Here is a 23,341-nt window from a genome sequence, read left to right on the forward strand (position 1 = left end):
CTCGCGCTCCCGTTCCTCGATGCGATGCGTTCGAGCCGCGCGCGAGCCCAGACGACGCCGTCCCCGCGCCGTATCATGTTCGTGTTCCAGGCGAACGGCGACGAGACGGAGAGGCGCTTCGACGCCCGCGGTGAGACGAGCTTTCAGCTCGGCGAGTTCCTCGCCCCGCTCGAGCCGTACCGCGAGGATCTCCTCTTTCTCAACAACCTGCACAAGCACTTCTACGATCTGCCGGAGTCCGAGCGGGCCGACAACCACCAGCAGGGCGGCAGCTCGCTCGCTCCGTGGAAGTCCGGCACCGGGTCGTTCCCCATCGGCGGCACCGAGAGCACCATCGGTTACGTGGAGGGGCCGAGCGCCGACTACGCGATCGGCGATCGCGTGCTGGAAGCCAACGAGAGCATCGCGCACCGGCACCTCGTGTACCGCGTCGGGGACGAGTGGAACGACATCTGGAACACGCACTCCCACGCGGGGCCCGCGGGCGAGCAGAACCCGATCCCGCCGGAGACCGACCCGTACGAGGCCTACGCCCGGATCTTCGCCTCCATGCCCGACGACGGGGGCGCGCAGCAAGAGGTGCTGCGGCGCCTGGCGAAGAAGCAGTCGGCCATCGATCTGGTGCGCGAAGAGGGCAACTCCCTCCTCACCAGGGTCGGCGCCGAGGACCGCGCCAAGATCCAGCAGCACCTCGACGCGATGCGCGACGTCGAGCGCGCGCTCCAGGCCGGCAACGGCGCGGCCGCGTGCGTGAAGACCCCGCTCGGCGAGCGGCTCGATCCCTACGCCGACGAGAACCACGCGATCATGGGCGAGCTGTTCTTCAGGATCAGCGCCCTCGCGTTCGCCTGCGATCTGACGCGCGTGGTGCATTTCAACTGGAGCGGCAACACCAGCAACCGCGTCTACTCGAACCTGGGCTTCAGCGATGGACACCACGACATCTCGCACAACAGCGACGACGACTCGTTCGCCAAGGTGCGCAAGATCCACAGGCACCTCTGGGAGCAGAACACGAAGCTCTACGAGATCTTGAAGAACACGAGCGACGGCGACGGCACGCTCTGGGATCATACGCTCGTCGTGCACTGGAACGAGCTCGGGCAGGGCGACAGCCACAGCATCGAGGACAACCTGGTCGTCTTCGCGGGCAAGGCCCACGACCACTTCCGGCGCGGGCGGCTCGTAGATTTCCGCGGCGATCGCTCCTTCGCCGACATGCTCGTGAGCTGCTTCCACTACATGGGCTTCGAGGACGTCAAGAGCTTCGGCGAGGGCGTCTTGAACACCGGGGGCGCCCTGCCGCTCACCTGAGCAGGCGCCGCCTCCCGTCGGCGGCGCGGAACGCAGCGCATGGGGCGCCCCGGCTGCGGGCGCGCTCCGTACGCTTTTCCAGGTGAGCGCTCGCCCCGCGGGTGCTTCACTGGGCGGCATGTCGATCATCCAGCCTTGTTTCGATCGGTCGGTCGTCGTCCGCGGCGCTGACGCTGAGATCGTCGGCTCTCCCGCCGCGCGGATCCAGCTCCTCGCGGACAGCAGCGCGACCGGCGGAGCCCTCTCCACCGTACGCGTGACGCTCGCGAAGGACGCGGACGGCGCGCGGCCCCATCATCACGACGCCTCGGCCGAGATGTTCTATGTGCTCGACGGCGCCGTGCAGGTCCTCTCGGGGAGCGACATCGTGACGGCCGAGAAGGGCGACCTCCTCGTGGTCCCTCCGCGGGTCGCCCACGCGTTCGCCGCCGCGCGCGGCAAGGGCGCAGAGCTCCTGGTCGTCATCACGCCAGGCGTCGAGCGCTTCGATTACTTTCGCAAGTTGACGCGCATCGCGCACGGCGAGGAGCCGCCCGAGACCTTGCGCGACGTGCAGGAGCTCTACGATACGTACTTCCTGAGCAGCCCCGAATGGGAGACGGCGCGCCGATGAGCGGGCTCTCGGCCGAATCGATGTCTCCCCGGGGGTAGACCGCATCGGCCGCTGGGGCGCTCGGCGACGCCGGCTTCGGTGGGTATTTCAAGCCAAGGTCCGGGCAGCTGCTGTCTCGGTGTCTCGTGACAGCGATGTTGTGCAGCGCTTGCTCTCGCGAACGCGATGCGTCCCGCGCTTGACGGCGTCGGCGATCGCCTGGATAAGCTGCCGCATGAGATCCGCGGCGCTCGCGCTCCTCGTCGGGGCCGCGCTGGGCAGCTTCGATCGTCCCGCAGGTGCGGCGCCGCGCGCCTCGTCGCTCGCGTGGGTGAGGATGCCAGGGGCCGAGGCGTGCATCGACGCGCCGACGCTCGCGCAGGCCGTGGAGCGGCGGCTCGGGCGCGGGGCGTTCGTGCCGCCCACCCGCGGCGAGGTGTCCATCGAGGGGCGGATCGAGCGCGCGCAGGAGGAGCCTCGACACGCGCGTGCGGCGGCGCTTCGTGGGCCCGCTGTTCGGGGCCGTCGGGCTCGGGATCGCGGTGCCGCTCGCGCGCGATGTGTATTTTTACACGGACGAGGCGGGGGAGCGGCGCGACGTCTTCCGTGCGTCACCGGTGTCGGCGATCCTCGACCTCGCCTCGGCCTCGAGCTGCCGTGACCGGGCCGCGTCAGATCATCGACGCAGACGCGGGCTGAGCAGCCCTCCATGTCGCCACCAGCGCATCGACCTACCCCGCGAACGGCCCCGCGCGCCCAGCGCCCCACCCCTGAATCACGTCGTTCGGCTTAACACGACTTAACGGTGGGCGGCCTCGGTCCGCGCTATTCAGCGCCGCGGGGGAAAACCTCGCTCTCAGGAGAATCCTTATGATCGAGAAGAGCACTCTGTCGATGCATACCTGTTCTCTCCGTCCGTCACGCGCTGCTCTGCCGCGAATCGGCGCGGCGCTGTTGCTCCTCGGAGCCCTCGGCGCCGCCGCATGCACAGCCGGTGCCGGCGCGGACGAGGAGGAGAGCCTCGGGGTGGCGAGCCAGCGCGGAACTTACGATCTGACGAGCAGCTACACGGGCAACGTCGGAGACACCCGCGGCTGGCTCATCGAGTGGCAGGTACCCGAGCTCTTGAACGCGTCCACGGCCTGGACCGCGGTGGGCCAGTGGTACTACAATCTGGAGTCCGGCATTTACCACAGCCCGGATGGGTGGTTCGTCTACTACTTCGGAGATGACAACGGCGTTACGGGGAATCATTCGAGCTGCAACACCCAGTGGGGCTCGGGGGGCACCTGCGGCGGCTCGCTCGGCGGCCTGCAGCCCGGGCAGCAGGTCGTCTTCAAGTACGAGTGGTGCACGCCCGAGCGCGTCGCGAGCGTGACCGGCGCCCAGCTCTGCCTCTATGTCGACATGAAGGACGGCGCCGGCTGGCAGTTCCTCGCCCAGGACGCGCGCAGCACCGTCGAGATGTACGCGCACGACATCGAGCATTTCGCCGACGTGGGCCCGCAGTACCCCGAGCCGCAGGTCTCCTGCGAGGCGCCCATCAAGATGCTTCGCCAGCAGGTGAAGACGACCTCGGGCGCCTGGCAGAACATGTCGGGCGCGAGCACCTGGTCGTTCCACGACGCCGAGCCCTACGTCTACCAGAACAAGAACCTCGGCGCGTCGCCGTCGACCTGGGAGGCCTGCACGTCGACCGTGCCCGCGAACGACTGCAGCAGCACGCCCGCGTGGTCGTCGGGGCAGGTGTATACGCCCTCCACGCTGGTCACCAACGGCGGCCACCTCTGGTCGGCGACCCAGCAGATCTGGTGGTCGCACCCGGAGTGCCCGCCCAGCAACCCGACCTTCTGGTGCCCGGCCGAGTGGGCCGACCTCGGGCCGTGTAACTGATCGCGGAGCCCGCTCCTCGGAGACGCCAGCGGACGGCGTCTCCCCCTCTCTCCTTGATTCAGCCCGCCCGTTCGGAGCGCTGAGTCGACGGCGCACGCCGCGTCGTCTGCCTTCATCGCCGTCGTGCGCTCTGGCGCGCGGCGAACGCCCTGTTAGGATGGCGCGTCGCGGAGGCAGGGACGGGTCAGATGGACAGCTCAGATGGACAGCGTCGCTGACGGTCCGGCCGCCGAGGGGTTCGGCGGCACGGACCGCTTCGAGATCCGCGCCCGCCTCGGGGCGGGCGGCATGGGGGTCGTTTATCACGCTCACGATCGGCTTCGCTGCGCCGATGTGGCGCTCAAGACGCTGCTCCGGATGGAGGCCGCCGACATCCTTCGTCTCAAGAGCGAGTTCCGCGCCATCGCGGACATCGCCCATCCGAACCTGGTGACGCTTTACGAGCTCATCTCCGCGCAGGGGCGCTGGTTCTTCACGATGGAGCTCGTCTCCGGCGTGAATTTCACCAGGTACGTCCGCGGGGGCGAGGCCGCCGCCCCGGGCTCGCCGGCGCATGTCCCGGAGCGGACTTCCCCCGCGGCGGCCACGACCTGTCAGGTGAACCTCCACGGCCGCGCGCCCTCGCCCCGCGCCGACGGCGCGGCGCCGACGGCCTCCGGCGGCGAGCCCGCGTCACAGCCCAAGGTCGACGTCGCGCGCCTCTGCCAGGCGCTCGAGCAGCTGGTGCACGCCGTCGAGGCGCTGCACGGCGCGGGCAAGCTGCACCTGGATCTCAAGCCCTCGAACGTGCTCGTGGACCAGAGCGGACGTGTGGTCGTGCTGGACTTCGGCATCGCCCGCGACACCGGCGCTCGCAGGACGGCGCTCGCGACCGCCGAGACAGACGCCCCGATCGCCGGGACGCCCATCTACATGGCGCCGGAGCACATGCGTGGAGAGCTGTCCGCCGCGGCGGACTGGTACGCGGTCGGCGTGATCCTTTACGAGTCGCTCACCGGCCGCGCGCCTTTCAGCGGCAGTCCCTTCGACATCGTCGAGGCAAAGGCGTTCGGCGAGCCGCCGCCTCCTCACCTCATCGCGCCGGACGCACCTCGGGCGCTGAGCGATCTGTGCCTGCAGCTCCTCCAGCGCGACCCGCGCGCGCGGGCCACGGGCGCGGACGCGCTGCGCGTCCTCCGCGAGGCGGCGGTCGCCCTCGCGGCAGCGCCGGGCGCCGCTCCCCGGCCCGGCGCTCCGCCGCCAGGCGGCGAGGCGCCGACGCCGCTCCCTCGCGCGCCGTTCATGGGACGCGGCGAGCCGCTGCGAGCGCTCCAGGAAGCGTTCGACGAGGCGCGCGCTGGCCGCCCGGTGGCGGTCTACGTCCATGGTCGCTCCGGCATGGGCAAGTCGGCGCTGGTCCAGCATTTCCTCGACGATTTGCGCGGCCGCCGCGCCGCGGTGGTCCTGGCGGGCCGGTGTTATGAGCGCGAGTCCGTCCCGTTCAAGGCCTTTGACAGCGCGCTGGACGCCCTCAGCCGCCATCTCAAGCGGCTGCCGCGGTCCGAGGCCGCGGGCCTCCTGCCGCGCGGGATCCACGAGCTCGTGCGCGTGTTCCCCGCCCTGCGCGTCGTCGCGGCCATCGAGGACGTCCCGCGGCGCGCCTTCGAGATCCACGACGCCCAGGAGCTCCGGTTCCGCGCGTTTCGAGCGCTCAAGGAGCTCCTGTCGGCGCTCGCCGACAAGGGGCCGCTCGTCGTGTCCATCGACGATCTGCAGTGGGGCGACCGCGACAGCGCGCTGCTCCTCGCCGACCTCCTCGGCCCGCCCGATCCGCCCTCGATGCTCATGCTCGGCGTGTATCGGTCCGAGGACGAGGCATCGAGTCCATTCCTGCGGGAGCTCTTCGGCGCTCCGGCGCCCAGGTGGACGGGGGGCACCGAGCACCGGAAGCTCTGCCTCGGCCCGCTCGTTCGTGAAGAAGCGGAGTCGCTGGCTCGCTCGCTCCTGGGCGGCCACGGCCCCTCGCACAAGGCGTCGGAGATCGCCCGCGAGTCCGAGGGCAGCCCCTTCTTCCTGGCGGAGCTCGCGCTCCACCTGGGCCGCGCAGCGCCGGTTCACCCGGGCCACGAGGACGCCTGTTCCCCGGCGCCGCCTGTGTCGCTGGAGGCGCTGCTCCTGGCGAGGTTCGCGGATCTGCCGGCGGACGCCCGGCGGCTCCTCGAGGTGATCGCCGTCGCGGGGCTCCCCATCGAGCAGCGCGTCGCGCTCAGGGCCGCCGGGTTGCAGGGGGACGCAGCGTCGGCGCTGCACGCCTTGCGGACATGGCACCTGGTCCGCACCGGCGGGCTCGAGGAGGCCGATCCTGTCGAGGCGTACCACGATCGGGTGCGCGAGGCGGCGTCCGGCCAGATCGAGCCGTCGCGGCTCAAGGACCATCACCGCCGCCTCGGCGAGGAGCTCGCGGCCCTGGGGCGCGCTGATCCCGAGCAGATCGCGCGTCACTTCCATGGCGCAGGCGATCTCGACAGGGCGGGCGCGTACGCCGCGGAGGCGGCGGACAGGGCCGCCGCTGCGCTCGCCTTCGAGAACGCGGCGCGGCTCTACCAGCTCGCGCTCGACTGCGCGCCGGCGGGCAGCGACCGCCGGCACGGGCTCCTCGTGCAGCTCGGCCATGCGCTCGCGAACGCGGGCCGCGGCGCCGACGCCGCCCGCGCCTACCTCGGCGCGGCGGACGCCGCGCGAGGCGCCGCGGCGCCCTCTGTCGTCCTCGACTGCAAGCGCCTCGCGGCCGAGCAGCTCCTGACGAGCGGTCACACGGAAGAGGGCGTCGCGGTGCTCCGGGAGGTGCTCTCCGAGACGGGCCTGCGTTACCCCGAGACGAAGCGCCGCGCCCTCGCCGCGGCGCTCGTTCACCGGACGCGGCTCGCCCTGCGCGGCTTCGGGTTCAAGGAGCGCGACGCGAGCCAGATCGATCCCGCCGAGCTGCGCCGCGTCGACGTCTGCTTCTCTGCGTTTCTCGGGCTCTGCGCGGTCGATCCGGTGCGCGCGGTGGGCTTTCACGCGCAGCACATCCTCCTCGCGCTGGCCGCGAGGGAGCCGGGGCGGGTCGCGCTCGGGCTCGCGTTCATGGCGCTGTTCGCGTCGATCATCGGCAAGCCGGCGGGCAGCTCCGTCGAGCGCGCCATCGCCGCGGTGACGCCGCTCCTCCAGCGCTCCGGCGACGCGCGCGTCGAGGGCGTCCTCCGGATCCAGCGGGCGATCGCCGCGCACGAGACGTCGTTTCGAGAGACGGTGATGCACGCAGAGGAGGCAGAGCGCATCTTCCGCGAGCGGTGCACCGGGGTGGCCTGGGAGATCGGCACGGCGCAGACCATCTGCATGATCGGGCTCGGCAAGCTCGGTGATCTGAGGCGGCTCGCCCAGCGCCTCTCCACGTGGATCAAGGAAGCGGAGGCGCGCGGCGACAGGTATGCCGTCACGTCGCTGCGCACGGTCACGGGGGGCCACAGCCTTGTCGCGCTCGCCGCGGACGATCCGGCGCGGGCGCGCGCGGATCTCGCGGAGGCCCTCGCGGCATGGCGGCAGCAGGGGTTCCAGCTTCAGCACTTCTTCGGGCTCTTTGCGGACGTGCTCATCGATCTGTACTGCGAGGACCCAGGCGCCGCGTGGCGCCGGCTGACGGCCGCGTGGCCGGCGGTCGAGGACTCCACGTACCTGCGCATGAGCCCGATGCGGATCGGCGCGATCGAGCTGCGCGGGCGGGCGGCGCTCGACGCGGTCGCGAGCGCGGCGGATCCGGCCCCGCTGCTGCGCATCGCCGAGCGCGTGGCCGGCGTGCTCCTGCGGGAGCGGGTGGGCTGGGCGAGCGCCCAGGCGTGGCTCACGCTGGCCGCCGTCGCCTGGACGCGCGGCGACGCGGCGCTCGCGCGCACGCACCTGGAGGCGGCGATCGCCGGGTTCGACGCGAGCGAGGTCGCGCTGAGCGCCGCGGCGGCGCGCAGGCGGCTAGGGGAGGTGCTAGGCGGCGACGAGGGCCGCGCGCTCGTCCGGACGGCCGACGACGCGATGGTCCGCCTCGGCGCCAGCAGTCCGGATCGGATGACGGCCCTGTTCGCTCCCGGCTTCGGCGGCCGCTGACGCCGGGAGGAGGGGTGCCCGAGCCGGCACGACGGCCCCGCGGTGAGCTCGATGAGCTCGCCGTTCGGCCGGCAGCTCGGGGCGGCGCATGGTGTTGTCGGCCGGGAGGCGGCGCGCGCCGGGTTGCCTGCGTCAGGGCGTCAGGGCGAAGCAGTAGATCCCGCCGTAGCCGCCGCCGCCGCCGACGGTGTTCGAGCCCGGCGCCGGGCCTCCCGAGTCCACGATATTGACCCCCGGCGCGCACCCCGGCGCATTGTGGGACGTTATCCAGTGGGACCCGCCCCCGCCCCCGCCCGGGCCGCCGCCGCCGCCCCTTGGCCACGAGTGTCCGAGCTGCGGTCCCCCCTCGGCCCTGTCTCCCGTCTTGGCCGTCCAGTCCTTGCACGTCGCCGTGGCGCCCTGGAGCTGCCCCTGGGCGTTGGAGCCCGTCAGGGTGTCGTGGTTGTCGACCTCGGGTTGGCCCGGGTCGGGCTGGTGGTTGGGGACGCCGTCCTCGTTGGGCAGATCGTTCATGATCGCCTCGTCGGCCCCGCTGGGGCGCGTGTTGAGCAGCTCCTCCTTCTCGTTCGCGACCAGCCGGCCGAGCCGGTCGTACCAGGGCCCCTCGCCGATCCGGTCGATCGCGTTGACCTGCTTCCCGTCCTCGCCTGCCGTGGCGCTCAGGAACGCGCGCCACATCTTGCTTCCTGCGCCCGGGAGGCTCTTCTCGGCGATCGTCGCGCAGATCTTGTCCGCGCCGCGGAGACCGGCGCCCGGCCCTGTCTCCCCGAAGCGGAGGTCGCCCCCGAAGCCGTCCTGGGAGCCCGACAGCTCCCGCATGGCGGCGAGGCTGGTCACGAAGAAGCTGAATTTCTCGGTCGTCCCGCCGCTCGCGGTGGACGAGGTGGTGTCGCCGCTCGCGGTGGACGAGGTGGTGTCGCCGCTCGCGGTGGACGAGGTGGTGTCGCCGCCGGAGGTGGACGAGGTGGCGTTGCCGCCGGAGGTGGACGAGGAGGTGCCGCCGCCGGAGGTGGACGAGGTGGAGCTGCCGCCGGAGGCGGAGGAGGTGGAGCTGCCGCCGGACGTGGACGAGGTGCTGGTCGAGCCGTCGCTCGAGGTGTCCGCATCCGAGTCTGAACCGCAGCCGACAACGTGCGAGAAGAGCGCGAGGGTGAGAGGCAGCAGCAAGTGGCGATAAGTGCGTGTCATGGTCTCCGTTTCCTTTCTCGTGTTAAGCAGGAGCGTTGCTGCCAGCCGCACCCCCGAGGTCGAGCAGGCGAGAGACAGGGGGCCCACAACCCAGCCGAGGGTGCTGGTGCCCCGTCCGCCTGGCGAGGGGAATTTCTCAACTCGGCAAATTTTTTGCAACACCCAGATGGCTATGTGGCGGCGCCGCGGGACCGAGAGTCAATCTTTTTTCGCGGGCTGTTGGGTGTGATGTTCCGCCCGGAATGACGCGCTCCGTTGCGCGTCACACCTTCTCCGCCACGCGCTCGCTCACCGCCGGTCGCACGGCGACGTGGAGCTCCGAACGGACCGCGCGCGGCGCGTGCTCCCGCCCTCCAGAGCCGCTTTCCGTCATCCACCGCGGTCGTGCCGGTTCGCGCCCTCTGGTAAATTTGGAGCCGAGTTCGATCCCTGGTCCCCCTTTTGGCTTACGGAGGTTTCATGTCCTCTTGTTCCCGCGCGCTCCCGCCCACGCTCGCCGCCCTCGGTGTCGCCGCCCTCGTCTCGCTGCCCGGCCAGGCGCGCGCCGAGGACGATGCTGTTGCCATGTCGGTCGGTGTCTCCGTGTCGGTCTCCTTCGGCCAGAAGCTCGCCTTCGGTCTTGGCGCCGACCTCCGCGCGACGTTCCTCATGGAGGGCAGCTTCGCCGGAGCGTTCGACTCGGGGCACATGGGATTCGGTCCGTTCGCGCAGGCGACATGGCTCGACTTCTCTGCCGGCCGCTTCGCGATCGGCAGCCACGGCGGCGGCGATACCTCGGGCAACTCCGACCAGGTCGTCGCCTGCAGCATCGACGGTGAGCTCGGCTGGACGTACCGCACCCGCATCAGCGACGAGTTCCCGGCGCAGCACGGCCTCCACGTCGGCGCGATGGCCAGCCTGTTCGAGCCGGTGGTCGTCGATTTTTCGGCGCGCGCGGTCATTCCGGTGTCGGGCGAGCTGTTCGTCCCCGAGGGGATGTTTGGCATGGGTGTCCGCGCCAATCGGCCTTTCGGAGAGCGGTCCCATGCCATCGACGGCCGGCCGCTGCGCACGGCCGATGGCGTCGTGCTCCCGCCGGTGCTCGGGCTGGGCCCCGCTGCGTCGCGCCCGGCGCGGCTCGATCGCGCGACGCGGGCGGCGCTCGCGGGGGCGTGGCTGGACAGCGCGCGGGCCGAGTGCGGCTCGATCCCGGCGTTCCTCGCCCTCGCGCGGGACCTCGCGACGGTGGGCGCGCCCGCGTCGCTCGTGGCGCGGGCGCTCGCCGGGCTCGGCGACGAGGTGCGCCACACGGCGCGGTGCAGCGAGATCGCGAGCGCGCTCGCGGGGTGGCGCCTGAGGCCCGCGCTTCTCCCGCCTCCGGCGGCGCGCGACGCGGACCGGCAGGCGGCGCTCGTGCGGATGGCGATCGAGGCGTGGCACGACGGCTGTCTCGGCGAGGGCGCTGCGGCGGCCCGGGCGCGCCGGTCGCTCGCGGGGGCGAGGGACGAGGGCGTGCGCGCGGCGCTCGGCGAGATCGCGCGCGACGAGGCGCTGCACGCCGAGCTCGGGTGGCGCGTGCTCGCCTACTGCCTGGCCGAGGGCGGGCGCGAGGTGCGCGAGGCGGTCGGCGACGCGATGACGGGGCCGGCGCCGGCGCCGCCGGCGGACGACGCCGAGGTCGAGGGCGAGCGGAAGGAGGTGCAGGCCTTCGGCCGGCTCCCGCGCGCGGAGGCCGACGCCGCCTGGGACGAGACGTGGGCGGCGGCGCGGCGCGACGGGGAACGGATGCTCGTCGCCGCGTGAGCGGCCGCGGCGAGCGCACCTGACGGCGAGCGCGCCTCAGAGAGAAACGCACCGGACGGAATTTTCCGCTTGCGCTGCTTCCACACGCTTTCGTCTACTGGGACGATGCGCACGTGGACTCATCTCTCTTCAGTGCTGGTGATAACGATCCTCGCGGCCGTGCCGGGATGTGGAGATGACGGAGAGCCGTTCGAGGGCGTGGTCCTCGGCCTGACCGATCGGTACGTCACCGAGGGCGGCGAGATCGCCGCGAGCCGGGACATGTCGGAGTACGAGTCCGTCGAGGCCCAGGTGATCGCCGCGGACGGCGCGGTGCGGACCTTCCCTGGCGCGCTGTCGGCCGACGGCTCGCGCTGGGAGATCCCGGCGGTGCCCGAGGGCGAGTACTGGATCGTGACGACCACCGCGCCGGACGAGCGCGCGACGAACGCGCCGAGAAGCCGCGTGATGCTGCAGGCGACGGCGCGTACCGTCGATTTCGGTCGCGCGTTCTCCGGGCGGCCCGACAACAGCAACGCGACGCAGGACACCGAGGCTGCGCTCACGGCGGATGGGCTCAAGCCCTGGCACCAGCTCAGCTTCGACGCGGAGGGCGCGGTGGTGCAGCCGCTCCAGGACAGGCTCGAGCTCTACAGCTTCAATGTCGACGCGATCGCCTCGCTCGTCCCGGAGGAGGGGACGAAAGGCGCGCCCGCCGACGGGGACACGGCCTGCTCGGGCTGGGCGTTCAACTGGCGGGCGAAGGTCTTCCCGGCGTCGCACGACGGCGGGCGGCCGCTGGTCGATGGTTCCCGGGGCGATGTGCTGCACGTCACCCAGCTCGTCGAGCACCAGGTCGGCTCGCCGCCGGAGCAGGCGGACCCGCACGATCCCTGGTCCTCGTTCACCTACGAGGCGGCGGAAGCGTCGTTCTCGACGCGGGAGGTGAACATGCAAGACGGGGAGGCGATCGCCTTCGGCGGCTCGTTCGCGCCGCTCGAGCTGTCGAGCTTCGCGGCCGACCTCCGGAGTTCGCGGTTCATCGCGCAGGTGACGGCGAATGCGCCGGCCGTCCTCTCGAGCACGGTCACCTCGATGGCGATGTACCAGGAGCCCGGCACCGGCGTGCCCCTCTATGGAAGCACACCCACGTTGCTCCAGGCGCAGGTCACGAGCGGCCAGGAGCCGGTCGACCCGACCTGCTTCTCGACGGACGACACGTGCGACGCTGAGCTCTGCCCGGATGGGTGCAACGCTGCCTTGACGACGTTCCACCCCGGCGACCACGCGGCGACGTACCAGTACGGCAACCCGTACGCCGAGAGAGGCATGGAGCTGCTCGACGTGAGGGTGACGTTCCGCACGCGGGTGATGCATCCCGTCGATGAGGTCCAGGAGAGCCTGCGCGGCTTCGTCTCGGTCGTCAGGAGCGCCGAGGACGCGAACGGCGCGGCGGTGGAGCCGCTGCTCGGCTTGCCGCGGGACCCGCGGATCGACGGCGTGAGCCTGCCAGTGGACACGGTGACCGAGGGCGCCGGCGCGACACCGACCATCACCTTCGAGCCGCCCGACCTGGGCGAGCCGGACGGCTATCGCGTCGTCGTCTTCCTTTACGATGACGTGAAGGACGCGGAGGGTGCGGTGCTGAGCCAGCGCACCAGCGTGCTCAGCGTCGACACCACGGCGACCACGGTCAAGGTGCCGGAGGGCGTGCTCGAGAGCGGGCGGTACTACAGCGTGCAGATCACCGCGTACCTGGGCACGCATACGCGACAGGCGCCTTTCAAGTACCGAGGAGCGACGCTGGCCCAGTCACAGACGTACACGGGCATGTTCACGCCCTGAGGGCGGGAGCTCGCTGGCGCGCACCAGGCCCGGGCGCCGGCGGTTGGGCCCGGGTTGGGGCCACACCCTCCCGACGCCCGGCGGGCTGGCGCAGCGGCCAGTCATCTCCTGCGGGTACGGTCCACGCCGGGAAGGGCGCGGGTCGTCCGGTGGGGGCGAAACTTGCATCCCGCATGGCCCCGATGGAGCGGAATCAACATCACGCGAACACGAGCGAGCTGAACAACCTGGTCCGGCGCAACATAGAGACCCTGATCGCCGTACAAGAGAAGATGGAACGTGGGAAGACCCATCAAGAGACGGTGGCGGACGCGATCACCCGCTTCGCGGGGAGCATGACTTTCGTCTATATCCATGCTCTCCTGTTCGGGGGCTGGATCCTGTTGAACTTGGGCGTCGTCCCCGGGATCCAGCCCTTCGACCCATTCCCTTTCGTGATGCTGGCGATGATCGCATCGGTCGAGGCGATCTTCCTGTCGACCTTCGTGCTCATCAGCCAGAACCGGATGCAGGCGCTCGCGGACAAACGGGCAGATCTGGATCTCCACATCAACCTCCTCGCCGAGCACGAGGTCACGCGCTTGATCGGCCTCGTGGACGACATCGCTCGTCATCTCGGTGTCACCAGCGGACAGGACGCAACCCTGGACGAATTGAAGAGGGATGTCCGGCCCGAAGAGGTCATCGAGGAGATCGAGCGGGCGGCGCGCGACAGGTCCGGCACGTGAGGCCGCGTGAGCGCGCGAGGCCTGGATGAGCCCGGTGCGCGCGACGGGGCCCCGCCGCTACTCGAGGTCGGAGTCGCCCCCGAGGATCGGCGCGGCGCCGCCTGCTTGCTGGGTGGACCCCGCCGGCGGGTCCACGAGGGGGTCTTTCCGGAAGTTGCGCTTCGAGAAGAGGAGGATCGCGTGCGCCGCCGCATCCGATAACTGGTCGAGCCCGGTCGCGCTGTTGTTGGCGAAGTCATCGCACTTCAAATGGTAGCAGTCGTCGTACTGCTGCCCGGCCACGCCGCCGAAGCGGATAGCCTGGTCTGCCGTCTTCAAGCCGCCAAAGCCGCTGTGCACTCCGCCGACCGGCATGTTATTGGCCTGGAACGGGGCGTAGTCAGAGCGACCGTCGAGCAGTGCCGGCGCGCTCGCGAGCCCCTGGGACTCGAAATAGTCGGTGAATACCTTCGCGATGGCGCGCGAGCCGCTCGGAGCGCCGGCACCGTCGTGCACGAACCGGACGAAGTTCGGCGAGCCGAGCATGTCGAAGTTCAGCATCAGCTCGATCTGATCCTTCTCCTGCTGTGAAAGCCCTGCCACGTAGTGGTCCGCGCCGAGGTGGATGGTCCCTTGCTCCTCGGCGCTGAACCAGATGAAGCGCAGCTTGTTCCTGGGCTCGCGTCGCTGAGCGGCGAACGTCTCGGCGATCTCCAGGATGACAGCGGAGCCGCTGCCGTTGTCGTTCATCCCAGGACCGTTCTCGACGCTGTCGAGGTGCGCGCCGACCACGATCACATGATCCGGATCCCCGTCCAGCGTCTCCGCGATGACGTTGCGCGTCTGCCGGCGCTCCGCGAACACGTCGGCCTTGAGGCGCACCGTCAGACCGGTTGGGCCGTTCAAGACACCGTTCCTCAGGGTGTCCCCCACGGGAAAGCTGGTGATGATCGCGGGCACCGGGCCCTGGGGAGCGCCGAGCGAGCCGATGCTCAGGTGAATCCGGTTGGGAGTCCCCGTGTTGAAGATGATCACGCCCGCAGCGCCCGCAGCCAGCGCGTTCTGGTACTTCTGCCTGAACAAGCAGCCAGGACCGCCACGTTGAATGAGCGCGATCGCTCCTGCCGGGAACCCCGCGAAGTCTTCTGGCCGGCAGCCGCTGGGTGGACCGGGGTCGGGTCGAGACGGCACTTCCAGCGCGACCGCGTAGAGCGGCGCGGTCACGTCACCCGAGCCGGAATATCTCATCGTCGCATAGTCAAGACCAGCCTCGAAGGTCACCGCGCTGGGCGATACGACATGGAACTCCGGCGGTGTTCGGTCGGTCGAGAGCTCGAATTCGAAGTGGTCATCGCTCACGTCGTATCCCGCCGCTGCCGCTCTGGAAGCGACGTAGTCCGCCGACGCTTCGTAGCCGGGCGTGCCGGCGATCCGCTTGCCTCCGTTGGCGTCGGCGATCCACTGCAGCGCGAGCTGGTGCTCGCGAATCCCCGCCAGGGTCACCGCCCTGCGGAACCCTACGGTGTTCGCGCGCTCGTCGGCGAGGACCGCGCTGAGCGGCACACTGATGGCACACCCGATCAATAGAGCCAGGCCAGAGCCCCAGAGCACTCTCGTTTGCATCGCCGTCAACCTCTCGCTTCGATGGGGTCACCCGTCGCGAGCCCGGCGGGCAGGGCATCGCCATGTGCATGCATGAATGCAACAGAGGAACGCCCGGACGAGGCGAGCTCAACTCCGTGTCAGCATGCGGAAGCACCAGCGCTGGAAAGCGTGTGCGTCGGTGCGGCTGCGACGGGGTCTGTTACGGCCGGCGCGCGCGAGGAGCGATGGAAGAACGCTTGCCAGTCGGCGTACTCTACCGTCGGTTCCCTGCTCGTCAAGAACTCGTGTTGTGCCTTGGTTCGAGGCTCGAAGCTCAGGACATTCCGCTTCGTCCTGCACGCGGCGCGAGCGACTGGGGCGCTCTTACGGCGCCTGGTGATCGGAGCGTGCTGACGGGGAGGAGGGGGCAGGGGCCGGGTGCCCCGAACGGGCGACGATGGTGGAGCCCGCGTTGTCGTGGCCTCGGGCCGCACCGGCGAAAGGAAGTCCAGATGTCTCGGAGACGTCAAGCTCCAGCTGCGGAACCTGCGGGCTCGGCGCAGCTCAGCGCTTGCCCTTGGCGCTGCCTGCCTTCGCCGCGCCGCCGCCGCTCCCATGCGCGTTCGCCTTGCCGCCGCCGCCATGGTCCTTGTTGTGGACCATGACCTTGGTGCCGCCGCCGCCATGGTCCTTGTCATGGATCATGACCTTGGTGCCGCCGCCGCCATGGCCCTTGTCATGGATCATGACCTTGGTGCCGCCGCCGCCATGGTCCTTGTCATGGATCATGACCTTGACCTTGTCGCCGCCGCCATGGTCCTTGTCGTGGATCATGACCTTGACCTTGTCCCCGCCGCGATCATGATCGTGAACCTTCACGTCCACGTCGGCGCGCGCGCCCGCGTGCACGTCGACGTCGGGCCCATCGACGAAGCTCTTCACGAGGATGTTGACCCGCGGCGCCCGCGCGGCCGTCGCGATCACGCGCACGCCCGGCCGGTAGCCCCAGAGCGCCACGCGCGTCGTGCCGTGGAATCCGAGCGCGACCGTCAGTCGGAGCGGGTTCACCACCGCCGCGAGCTTGCCCACGAAGTAGAATCCGGCAGAAGCCGGCGCGAGGACGAGCACCTCGGGCCGCTCGGCCACGAGACCCAGCTTGAGCGTTCGCCCCTCGACGGCGACCGGCTTGAGGTGGGCATCGAGCACATAGACGCGCACCTCTCCCGTGGCCTCGTTGGCGACCATCTCGAGCCGGTCGTCGCCGACCACCTGGACGGAGCCGCCGTGGGGGCCCACCGTGACCTCGGATACCTTGCTCTCCGCGCTCACCCTGGCGCTCGCCACGAGCTCCGCCGTGCCGCCCGCGGGCACGTGCAGCACGCCGCTCCACGGCTTGCCCGAGATCGTGAGCGTGTAGCTGATCTCCGTCAGGTCCGCCTCGAGCTTCGGCCCCGCCGCGACAAGGAGCCCTGTCCTCGCGTCGATCGCGAGCGGGATCGTCCGCGCCTCTCCGGACGGCAGCTTCCAGACGAGCGTGCCGCCGACGTCCTCCTTGATGCGCACACCGGAGCTGGCGGTGATCGCGGCCTTCACCTGGCCGTCGCCGTCGATGCGCCAGGCGACATTCCCCTCGTCGTGCTCCTCGACCAGCGCCGCGGCGCCGAGCTCTTCGCTCAGGGCCATCTCCGCGCTGGCCGTCGCCGTGGCCTCGCCGCAGGCGGGCAGGAGCGCCAGCGTGAGAGACACGAGCGCGGTACGAGTCCTACGGATCATCGGTTCCTCCGTTGCCATCCTGTGCCTCGCCGGCCAGCGCCGGCTCGGTCGTGGCATCCTCTCGACTTCCTGGACAGCAGTGCGCCCTCCGGGGCGCCGCGGCTCATCAATCTCGTGGTGGTCACGTGTGGGGCACTCCTCCACTCCTTCGCATCAGGGATGTTCTTACCGCTGGAGCCCCTGGCGAGCCGGGCGGCGCGCGTGGCGAGGAACCGCGAGCGGCGGGCGCGGGCGGTCCGGCAGCGCCAGGAGAGCGCCGGCGGCGGAGAGCCGTAGCGCTGTGGCGCCCGAGGTCGTCCCTCGTCGCGCGGGGGTCGTGCCGAGTGGCCCGGGCCCACGCTGAGCCCGGAAGCAGGGGCGAGCTGGATGGCGTGCCGCGGCTCAGCACGCGAGCGCGCTGGCTGGGTGAAATTATGAATGTTCACAGCAGCGCGCACCTCGCTGGCCGGGCGGCAGGCTGGTCGATCGAAGTTGACACCGGACATGTGAACGCTCACACTATCGGCCGGTCGTCATGCTTTTTCTTCGCTCCGGATCGGCCGTCATGCGCATCCAGGAGACGGTCATGAAGTAGCGATCGGTCATGTTGCTCGCGGCTGGGATCGCGGTCCTGGCCAGTGGCGACCGTGGCTGCAGCAACGATCTTAGCGGCGGTGGGACTCCGGTGTAGCCGGCAGCGGCGGGAACCCCGGAAGCGACCCGACGTATCCCGCCCAGCAGCAGGCTCTCCGGGGGGATGCACCATGAACATTCTGGTTGTGTTGTACGGCAAACGCAGCTGCTCGATGCCTTGAGCGCGCGGCGAGCGACCCCGACCTACGCAAGGGCAGCGCTGAGCAGTGAGAAGATTCCAGTTTTACTTACTTAATATGACGAGGAGGACAAGATGAAATTCGGAACCAAGCAGAGCTTGCTTGCGGCGGCGACGGGCGTCCTCGCCGTGTCGTGCGTCATCGGCCCCGAGGGGGCGTACGACGCCGAGATCGAGGAGGCAGGCTCGCTCGAGGGCGCCATCACGATCGATACGAGCGCGGTCTACACGATCGTCGGCGTCCAGAGTGGAAAATGCGTGCAGGTGGCTGGGGGCAGCACCGCTGATGCAGCGGCCATGCAGATCGCCAGCTGCAACGGCTCGACGCGGCAACAGTTCCGCATGGAATCGGCGGGCGGCGGCTACTATCGCATTCGCAACGTCAACAGCAACCGTTGCATGGACGTCGCGGGCGCGTCCACCAGCGACGGCGCCGCCGTCCAGCAATACTCCTGCTGGACCGGGACAAACCAGCAGTGGTCGTTCACGGACGTCGCCAGCGGCGTCGTGCGCCTCACCGCGCGCCACAGCGGCAAGTCTCTGGACGTCTACGGCCGCGGCACCGCGGACGGCACCGCCGTGATTCAATGGGCGTCGAACGGCGGCACCAATCAGCAATTCCGACTCACGCCCGTGGGCTCGGGAACCGGCGGCACAGGTGGCTCTGGCGGCACCGGCGGCTCTGGCGGCACCGGCGGCACCGGCGGCACTGGCGGCTCCGGCGGCTCCGGCGGCGGCGGCTCCGCCGGCACGCGCAGCGCCGGCTGCGGCATTCCCACCTCCCTCACCAGCGGTAACCGCACCATCAACGTCAACGGCACCACGCGCCAGTACGTGCTCGACATTCCGGCGAACTACGACCCGAACAGGGCGTATCGGCTGGTGTTCGGCTGGCACTGGCGTGGCGGATCGGCCAACGACGTCGTGAACAACGGGTACTATGGGCTCAAGGCGCTGGCGAACAACAGCGCCATCTTCGTCTCGCCGAACGGCATCGACAACGGCTGGGCCAACTCGGGCGGGCGCGACATCGCCTTCGCCCGCGCCATGGTCGACTCCCTCAAAGCCAACCTGTGCGTCGACACGAGCCGCGTCTTCTCGACCGGGTGGAGCTTCGGGGGGATGATGTCGAACGCGCTCGGCTGTGATATGCCCGACGTCTTCCGAGCCATCGCGCCGATGTCCGGCGCCCTCTACAGCGGCTGCAACCAATCCAACACCCAGCCCGTCGCCGTCTGGATGTCGCACGGCCTGTCCGACAGCGTCGTCCCCATCTCGGCCGGAAGGGCGGCGCTCGACGTCTTCGTGCGCAAGAACGGCTGCAGCACCGAGACGAGCCCCGTAGGCTCCAACTCGTGCGTCGCCTATCAAGGGTGCCGGGAGGGATACCCGGTGCACCGCTGCGAGTTTGCCGGTGACCACCAGACGCCGAGCTTCGCGAGCTCGGCCATCTGGAGCTTCTTCACGCAGTTCTGACCTCGCGCCCCGCCGACGCGGCGGCGCGGGCGGCGGCAGACGCGCCCGCCCGAGCCGCCGCGTTGCCCCGCCCCGCCCATGAGCTGTCGAAGCAGGCGGTCCACCGAAGGAGCGTGCTTTCATTGGGCCGAGCGGGCCCATGCCGGGGCGCAATGGGGCGTAGGATGTTCAGAATCACCTGCGCCGCGCTGGAATCGATCGGCCTGAGCTGTTCGAGACCACCGATCCAAGGCTGGACATCCGCTCGCACGACACCCGCGCGACCTTCATCAGCATCAAGCTCGCGAACGACCGCACGGAGACGTGGATCTCCGATCGGACCGGGCGCAAGTCGAGCGGCCAGATCCATCATTACAAGCGCGCCGCGCGCAAGGTCGCCGAGCTGCGGCTGGGCGACTTCGCCCCCCTGGATGAAGCGATCCCCGAACTGGCCGGCAAGGGACGCGCGGAAGGCCCGCGGAAGGCCCTCCCGCGCCCGCTGGACCGGCGACGCGAGCGGCGAGCGCCGAAGCCGCCATCGCGCCCGCACAGACCGTCCAGGCGCCGGCGCGAGGCGACCTCTCCGCCCCCACCTCGTCGGACGCTGAGACCCCCGAAGGGGGCCGGTTGGGCCCGCGTTGGGCCAAGCCGACCGCGAGGGTGTCCGAGCCCCGAGCTGAATGCCCGATCGCTCCTCCGCACCAGGGAAGTCCTTGGGCTTCTTCCCTGGTGTCGGCGAGGATGCGGCGGGAAATAGAACAATTTCAGCGGGTTCACTTCCATTGTCGAGCGGGCCACCTTCCGGTGTGGCCCAACGCGGGCCCAACCGGCGCCCCTCGGCCACCACAGTGTCCACCTCGGGGAGGGCGGCCTCGTCGCCTAGGGCCAGCTCCCCGTCGGACGGCGCGGAGGCGAGGGAGCCCGCGTCGTTCGTCGAGCCCGCATCCGGCTCCTCGGACTCCTCGGACGCGCGACCGCTTCCTCCGACCGAGCCGCCTTTGCCGGTCAGCTCAGGGATCGCCTCGTCCAGGGGGGCGAAGTCGCCCAGAGCGAGCTCCGCGACCTTGCGCGCGGCGCGCTTGTAGTTGTGGATCTGGTCGCTCGAACTATGCCCGGTGCGATCAGAGATCCACGTCTCCGTGCGGCCGTTCGCGAGCTTGACAGTGATGAAGGTCGCACGGGTGTCATGCAGGCGGATGTTCAGCCTCGCATCCGTGGTCTCGAACAGCTCTGGCCGATCGACTCCGGCGCGGCGGAGGTGATCTCTGAAGTTCTTCGCCCCGTTGTGCCCCGGCAAGGCATTGCCCCACTTGCCGACGAAGACGCGTACCTTGTCCGGGCAGATCTCGCGCCACTTGCGGAGCGCGCGCACCACGTCGGGCGAGAGTGCCCAGGCCCGGGGATCGTCCGTCTTGTTCTCGTCGAGAACTACGGCCCCCCGGTCGAGGTCCAGATCCGACCACTGGAGTCTGCCGGCCTCATCAGCCCGCATGCCTTCCCGGTCGAGGAAGCCGTAGTAGATCCGGAAGCACAGGGGGATGGCCTTGCACCGCATCAGGCGATGGTCCTCGTCGGGGTAGAGGTATCCCTTTGCCTTCTCATCATCGGTTTTGGGGATCCACCCCCGCGGCAAGGGGTTGCTAGCGATAATGCGCGCTGGATAGGTCGCGAGTGTCAACATACGATGGATGATTTGAGCGATCTTTTGACGCGTTCCGGGCTGCAAGTGCCCTGGAAGCAACGACATCGCGTGATCAGCGTGGTCGAGCGTGAATCGCACAAGAGGGACGGGACCGAGCACGTTAAGGACGTGAGCGAGTCTCCTTCTGTAATCATCGGTACTTCGAATCGCCTTCACATGATCCGGATACTGCTCGGCGAGCTTTCCGGATAGAACCCGCTCCGCGAACTCGGCGAAGGTCGTTTCCCCGGTTGCGCGGGCCCGCGCTTCGCCCCGGCACAACTGGTCGATCGCGAGCCGGACATCACGGAGCGCGTTCCCCTCGCGCGCGGCAGCCTGCTCCAGCAATGGCAGGCCGAGCACAATCTGGCCGGCTGCGAGCAGGTGGCCCGCGAGGTCGGCTAGCACCTCCAGGCGTGCGTTGGCTTCGTGCTCGGTCCGGCACGTCGGCAGGCTGAAGGTGCGTCGACCGGCCTCGCCAAGGCTGAGGCGCGCGGTCCACGTGTTCCGGCGCAGCCGGACCGAGCCGGAGCCATTGGCACGCTTCTCTCCTGCTGGACTGCCGGGGGCGCGGGCGGCCAGTTTCGGACGCTCCGTTGTGCTTGCCGGGCGCGGCGAATCGGCAACGGTTGCTGCTGCCTCCGCCGGGGTGGGGCGTCCGCCAGAGCGGCTCGAGCGCAAACGTCGGTCGGTCGATGCCGGTGCAGGGAGGGATGAGGTGGGGATCGAAGCCGAGCGCTTGGCGCGCGCCCGTCGCTGGGGTACGTCGGTCATGGGTCGGTCTCCGGTGAAGGCGGGGGTCGATCAAGGGCCCGTCCGGCGTTGGTAGCGCCGAGCGGGCCCGCTCTACTTCGGCGGCAGCCTAGCACGGCTTGCGCCTGCGGGATGAGCGCTCGCCCGGCCGGTGCGCGGACCCGGACCTGCGACAGCTTCGAGGCCGGCAGAGGCCAGCACGGCGGCAACCCGCGCGCGCTCATTCGCTTCTGTAGTGCGACGGGCTTTGCCCTAGATCCGTGTTTGGAGTCAGGGTTGTGAGGCGAGCGGGCCGCTTGATCCGCAAACCGTGAAAAGATGGGGGCCGTCAGTCGAACACAGGAAACTGACCCCGATAGGCACCACCCGATGCCGATTCGGTCTTCTGGATCTCTTCTTGGTGGATCGCGAGCGATAGGTAAATGAGCGCTGCACGAGCAGTCTTGAGGAGCCGCAGCGCTTTTGCCTCTAGTTCGGTCTTATCTACGACGAAACCGAACAGGTCTTGGGGAACTGCGCTCGGCTCATCGAGTCGCCTGATTATTCGGGGCGCGACTACTCTCGCGTACTGATGTTCCAACTGGTTCCGGAGTTTCGCAACATCTCGTGCGTCCGGCTCGATCGCCTGATGATATTGCTGATCCCATTCGTGCAGATCCTTGCTGAGCCAAAACAGGCCACGCAGAGGCCAGTTTTTCCGGTTCTCGAAGTCAGGGATGATTCCCTTCTCGGGCTGACCGTTCACGTGCCACAGGCTCCGAATGTTGATCTTATGGAGTGGCCTCACGATCTTGAAGTACCGCGCGAGGAAGATCGCCACCTTGTCGAGCAGCGAGTACGCCACCCGAAATGCCAGCTTCACGCGTTCCGTGGCAAGACCGAACACCGTGTCGTTCCAAGTATCCAACAGCCCAAGGTTCTTGTCGGCGAAGTGGCGTCCCGAACCAGGGTGGAGCCCCTCGTACAGGAGCCATCGGGCTACTGCGAACTCTTGCTTGAGCTGGTTATAGAAGCCGTGGAAACCGCTGCCGTGTTCGGCGGACACACTCATGGTCGGAAGGTGCAGAACATCTCGTGCTGCAACCGAAAACGCTCCCAAATCGTTCAGTGGATTTAGGTATAGACGTTCTCGCAGCGCCCAGAGCTGGAACGCTTTCTCAGTCGGATCGTTTTCGGCCAGCCAAGCGCCGTTGCGATCTACGTCCTCGATACTTTTGCCCGCCCTTCGAGATGCGTACTCGTGATGCATTCGCAGGCGAGGAGAAAGCCCGGGCTCTAATGGCAGCGACAGTGCCCGTTCTAGAATGCTCACGACGGATGTGGCGAAGACTGCTTGGTGACCATCGTCATAGAGGGCACGAGCGTAATGTAGGAGGCACACGCCGCGATTGGCGTGCTCCATTCCGAAGTTGGGGTCTACGCCGCGGGCCGCATCGTAGTAGGCGAGCGCGTCGACAAATCTTCCCACGTTAGACATGAGGTTGCCGAGGTTGGTAGCAATCTGGCATCGTCGGATCGGTTCAAGTTGGTTGAATCGCTGGTGGGAGAATGCCCGTCTGAGCGCTAGGATCTCCTCTCGTGCTTCTTGGTCTTCCCAGGTCCATTCTGTGTCAGGGTCGGAGGCTCGCCGAAGGTACCGAAGACCGGCCCATGCATTCCCGACGAAGTAGTGCAGGAGGGGCTCCGCGTTGAGCCTGGTACCATTGCGAAGTAGATCGTCCGCAAGACGAATGGCATTCTGTAGGCCGTCTGTGCGGCCGGCGTCTTCGGAGCCGTCGATCAGCTTGGCGAGCAGAGCGATCGCGTCGTCCAAATCGAGGTCAGTCAATGACTTTGTGTCGATTAGTGTGTCAATGTTCGTCATGGCG

14 protein-coding genes are annotated in these 23,341 nt (G+C 69.2%); 9 read left to right on the forward strand and 5 right to left on the reverse strand.

The genetic code is table 11. The annotated features are described in order from the left end of the window. Nucleotides 1-24 precede the first annotated feature (24 nt). From WME73_RS03945 to WME73_RS03960, 4 genes are all read left to right on the forward strand, one after another. Entirely contained in the window at nucleotides 25-1,314 is a 1,290-nt protein-coding gene (locus WME73_RS03945) for a DUF1552 domain-containing protein (protein WP_437744232.1), read from the forward strand. A 118-nt stretch (nucleotides 1,315-1,432) separates the two neighbouring features. After that, a complete protein-coding gene (locus WME73_RS03950) occupies nucleotides 1,433-1,927 on the forward strand; it encodes a cupin domain-containing protein (protein ID WP_437744233.1) in 495 nt (164 codons plus the stop codon). A 1,005-nt stretch (nucleotides 1,928-2,932) separates the two neighbouring features. Then, nucleotides 2,933-3,799, forward strand: coding sequence for a hypothetical protein (locus tag WME73_RS03955; protein WP_437914766.1), 867 nt, complete (start codon nucleotides 2,933-2,935; stop codon nucleotides 3,797-3,799). 201 nt (nucleotides 3,800-4,000) lie between these two features. Beyond that, a complete protein-coding gene (locus WME73_RS03960) occupies nucleotides 4,001-7,915 on the forward strand; it encodes a serine/threonine-protein kinase (RefSeq protein WP_437914768.1) in 3,915 nt (1,304 codons plus the stop codon). 132 nt (nucleotides 7,916-8,047) lie between these two features. Here the strand turns inward: WME73_RS03960 and WME73_RS03965 are convergent, their stop codons facing one another. Further along, complete coding sequence (locus WME73_RS03965) at nucleotides 8,048-8,734, reverse strand: hypothetical protein (protein ID WP_437744237.1); 687 nt, start codon at nucleotides 8,732-8,734, stop codon at nucleotides 8,048-8,050. Here WME73_RS03965 and WME73_RS03970 point away from each other — a divergent pair. From WME73_RS03970 to WME73_RS03985, 4 genes are all read left to right on the forward strand, one after another. Then, nucleotides 8,733-9,092, forward strand: a complete 360-nt coding sequence (locus WME73_RS03970; protein ID WP_437914769.1) for a hypothetical protein — start codon at nucleotides 8,733-8,735, stop codon at nucleotides 9,090-9,092. The two genes, WME73_RS03965 and WME73_RS03970, sit on opposite strands and share 2 nt — an antisense overlap. A 470-nt stretch (nucleotides 9,093-9,562) precedes the next feature. Next, complete coding sequence (locus WME73_RS03975; protein ID WP_437744239.1) at nucleotides 9,563-10,885, forward strand: hypothetical protein; 1,323 nt, start codon at nucleotides 9,563-9,565, stop codon at nucleotides 10,883-10,885. Nucleotides 10,886-10,990: 105 nt separating this feature from the next. After that, nucleotides 10,991-12,709 (forward strand): hypothetical protein, encoded by a 1,719-nt coding sequence (locus WME73_RS03980; protein WP_437914771.1) that lies wholly within the window; start codon nucleotides 10,991-10,993, stop codon nucleotides 12,707-12,709. Between the two features lie 173 nt (nucleotides 12,710-12,882). After that, on the forward strand, nucleotides 12,883-13,437 hold the full coding sequence (locus WME73_RS03985) for a DUF1003 domain-containing protein (protein WP_437744241.1): 555 nt from the start codon (nucleotides 12,883-12,885) through the stop codon (nucleotides 13,435-13,437). A 57-nt stretch (nucleotides 13,438-13,494) separates the two neighbouring features. Here WME73_RS03985 and WME73_RS03990 read toward each other — a convergent pair whose 3' ends face one another. Both WME73_RS03990 and WME73_RS03995 read right to left on the reverse strand, forming a co-directional pair. Then, nucleotides 13,495-15,039, reverse strand: coding sequence for a M28 family peptidase (locus WME73_RS03990; RefSeq protein WP_437914773.1), 1,545 nt, complete (start codon nucleotides 15,037-15,039; stop codon nucleotides 13,495-13,497). Between the two features lie 525 nt (nucleotides 15,040-15,564). Further along, nucleotides 15,565-16,773 (reverse strand): hypothetical protein, encoded by a 1,209-nt coding sequence (locus WME73_RS03995; RefSeq protein WP_437744243.1) that lies wholly within the window; start codon nucleotides 16,771-16,773, stop codon nucleotides 15,565-15,567. 886 nt (nucleotides 16,774-17,659) lie between these two features. On the opposite strand from WME73_RS03995, the gene WME73_RS04000 reads away from it, so the two are divergent. Beyond that, nucleotides 17,660-19,060 (forward strand): RICIN domain-containing protein, encoded by a 1,401-nt coding sequence (locus WME73_RS04000; RefSeq protein WP_437914775.1) that lies wholly within the window; start codon nucleotides 17,660-17,662, stop codon nucleotides 19,058-19,060. On the opposite strand, the gene WME73_RS04005 is transcribed toward WME73_RS04000, so the two are convergent. Both WME73_RS04005 and WME73_RS04010 read right to left on the reverse strand, forming a co-directional pair. Continuing rightward, nucleotides 19,047-21,494: a tyrosine-type recombinase/integrase gene (locus WME73_RS04005; RefSeq protein ID WP_437914776.1), complete on the reverse strand. Its 2,448-nt coding sequence runs from the start codon at nucleotides 21,492-21,494 to the stop codon at nucleotides 19,047-19,049. The genes WME73_RS04000 and WME73_RS04005 overlap by 14 nt on opposite strands. A 307-nt stretch (nucleotides 21,495-21,801) precedes the next feature. Beyond that, complete coding sequence (locus WME73_RS04010) at nucleotides 21,802-23,337, reverse strand: LA2681 family HEPN domain-containing protein (protein ID WP_437914777.1); 1,536 nt, start codon at nucleotides 23,335-23,337, stop codon at nucleotides 21,802-21,804. Nucleotides 23,338-23,341 lie beyond the last annotated feature (4 nt).

The organism is Sorangium sp. So ce302 (assembly GCF_051530145.1).
GTDB classification, from domain to species: Bacteria; Myxococcota_A; Polyangia; order Polyangiales; family Polyangiaceae; genus Sorangium; species Sorangium cellulosum_B.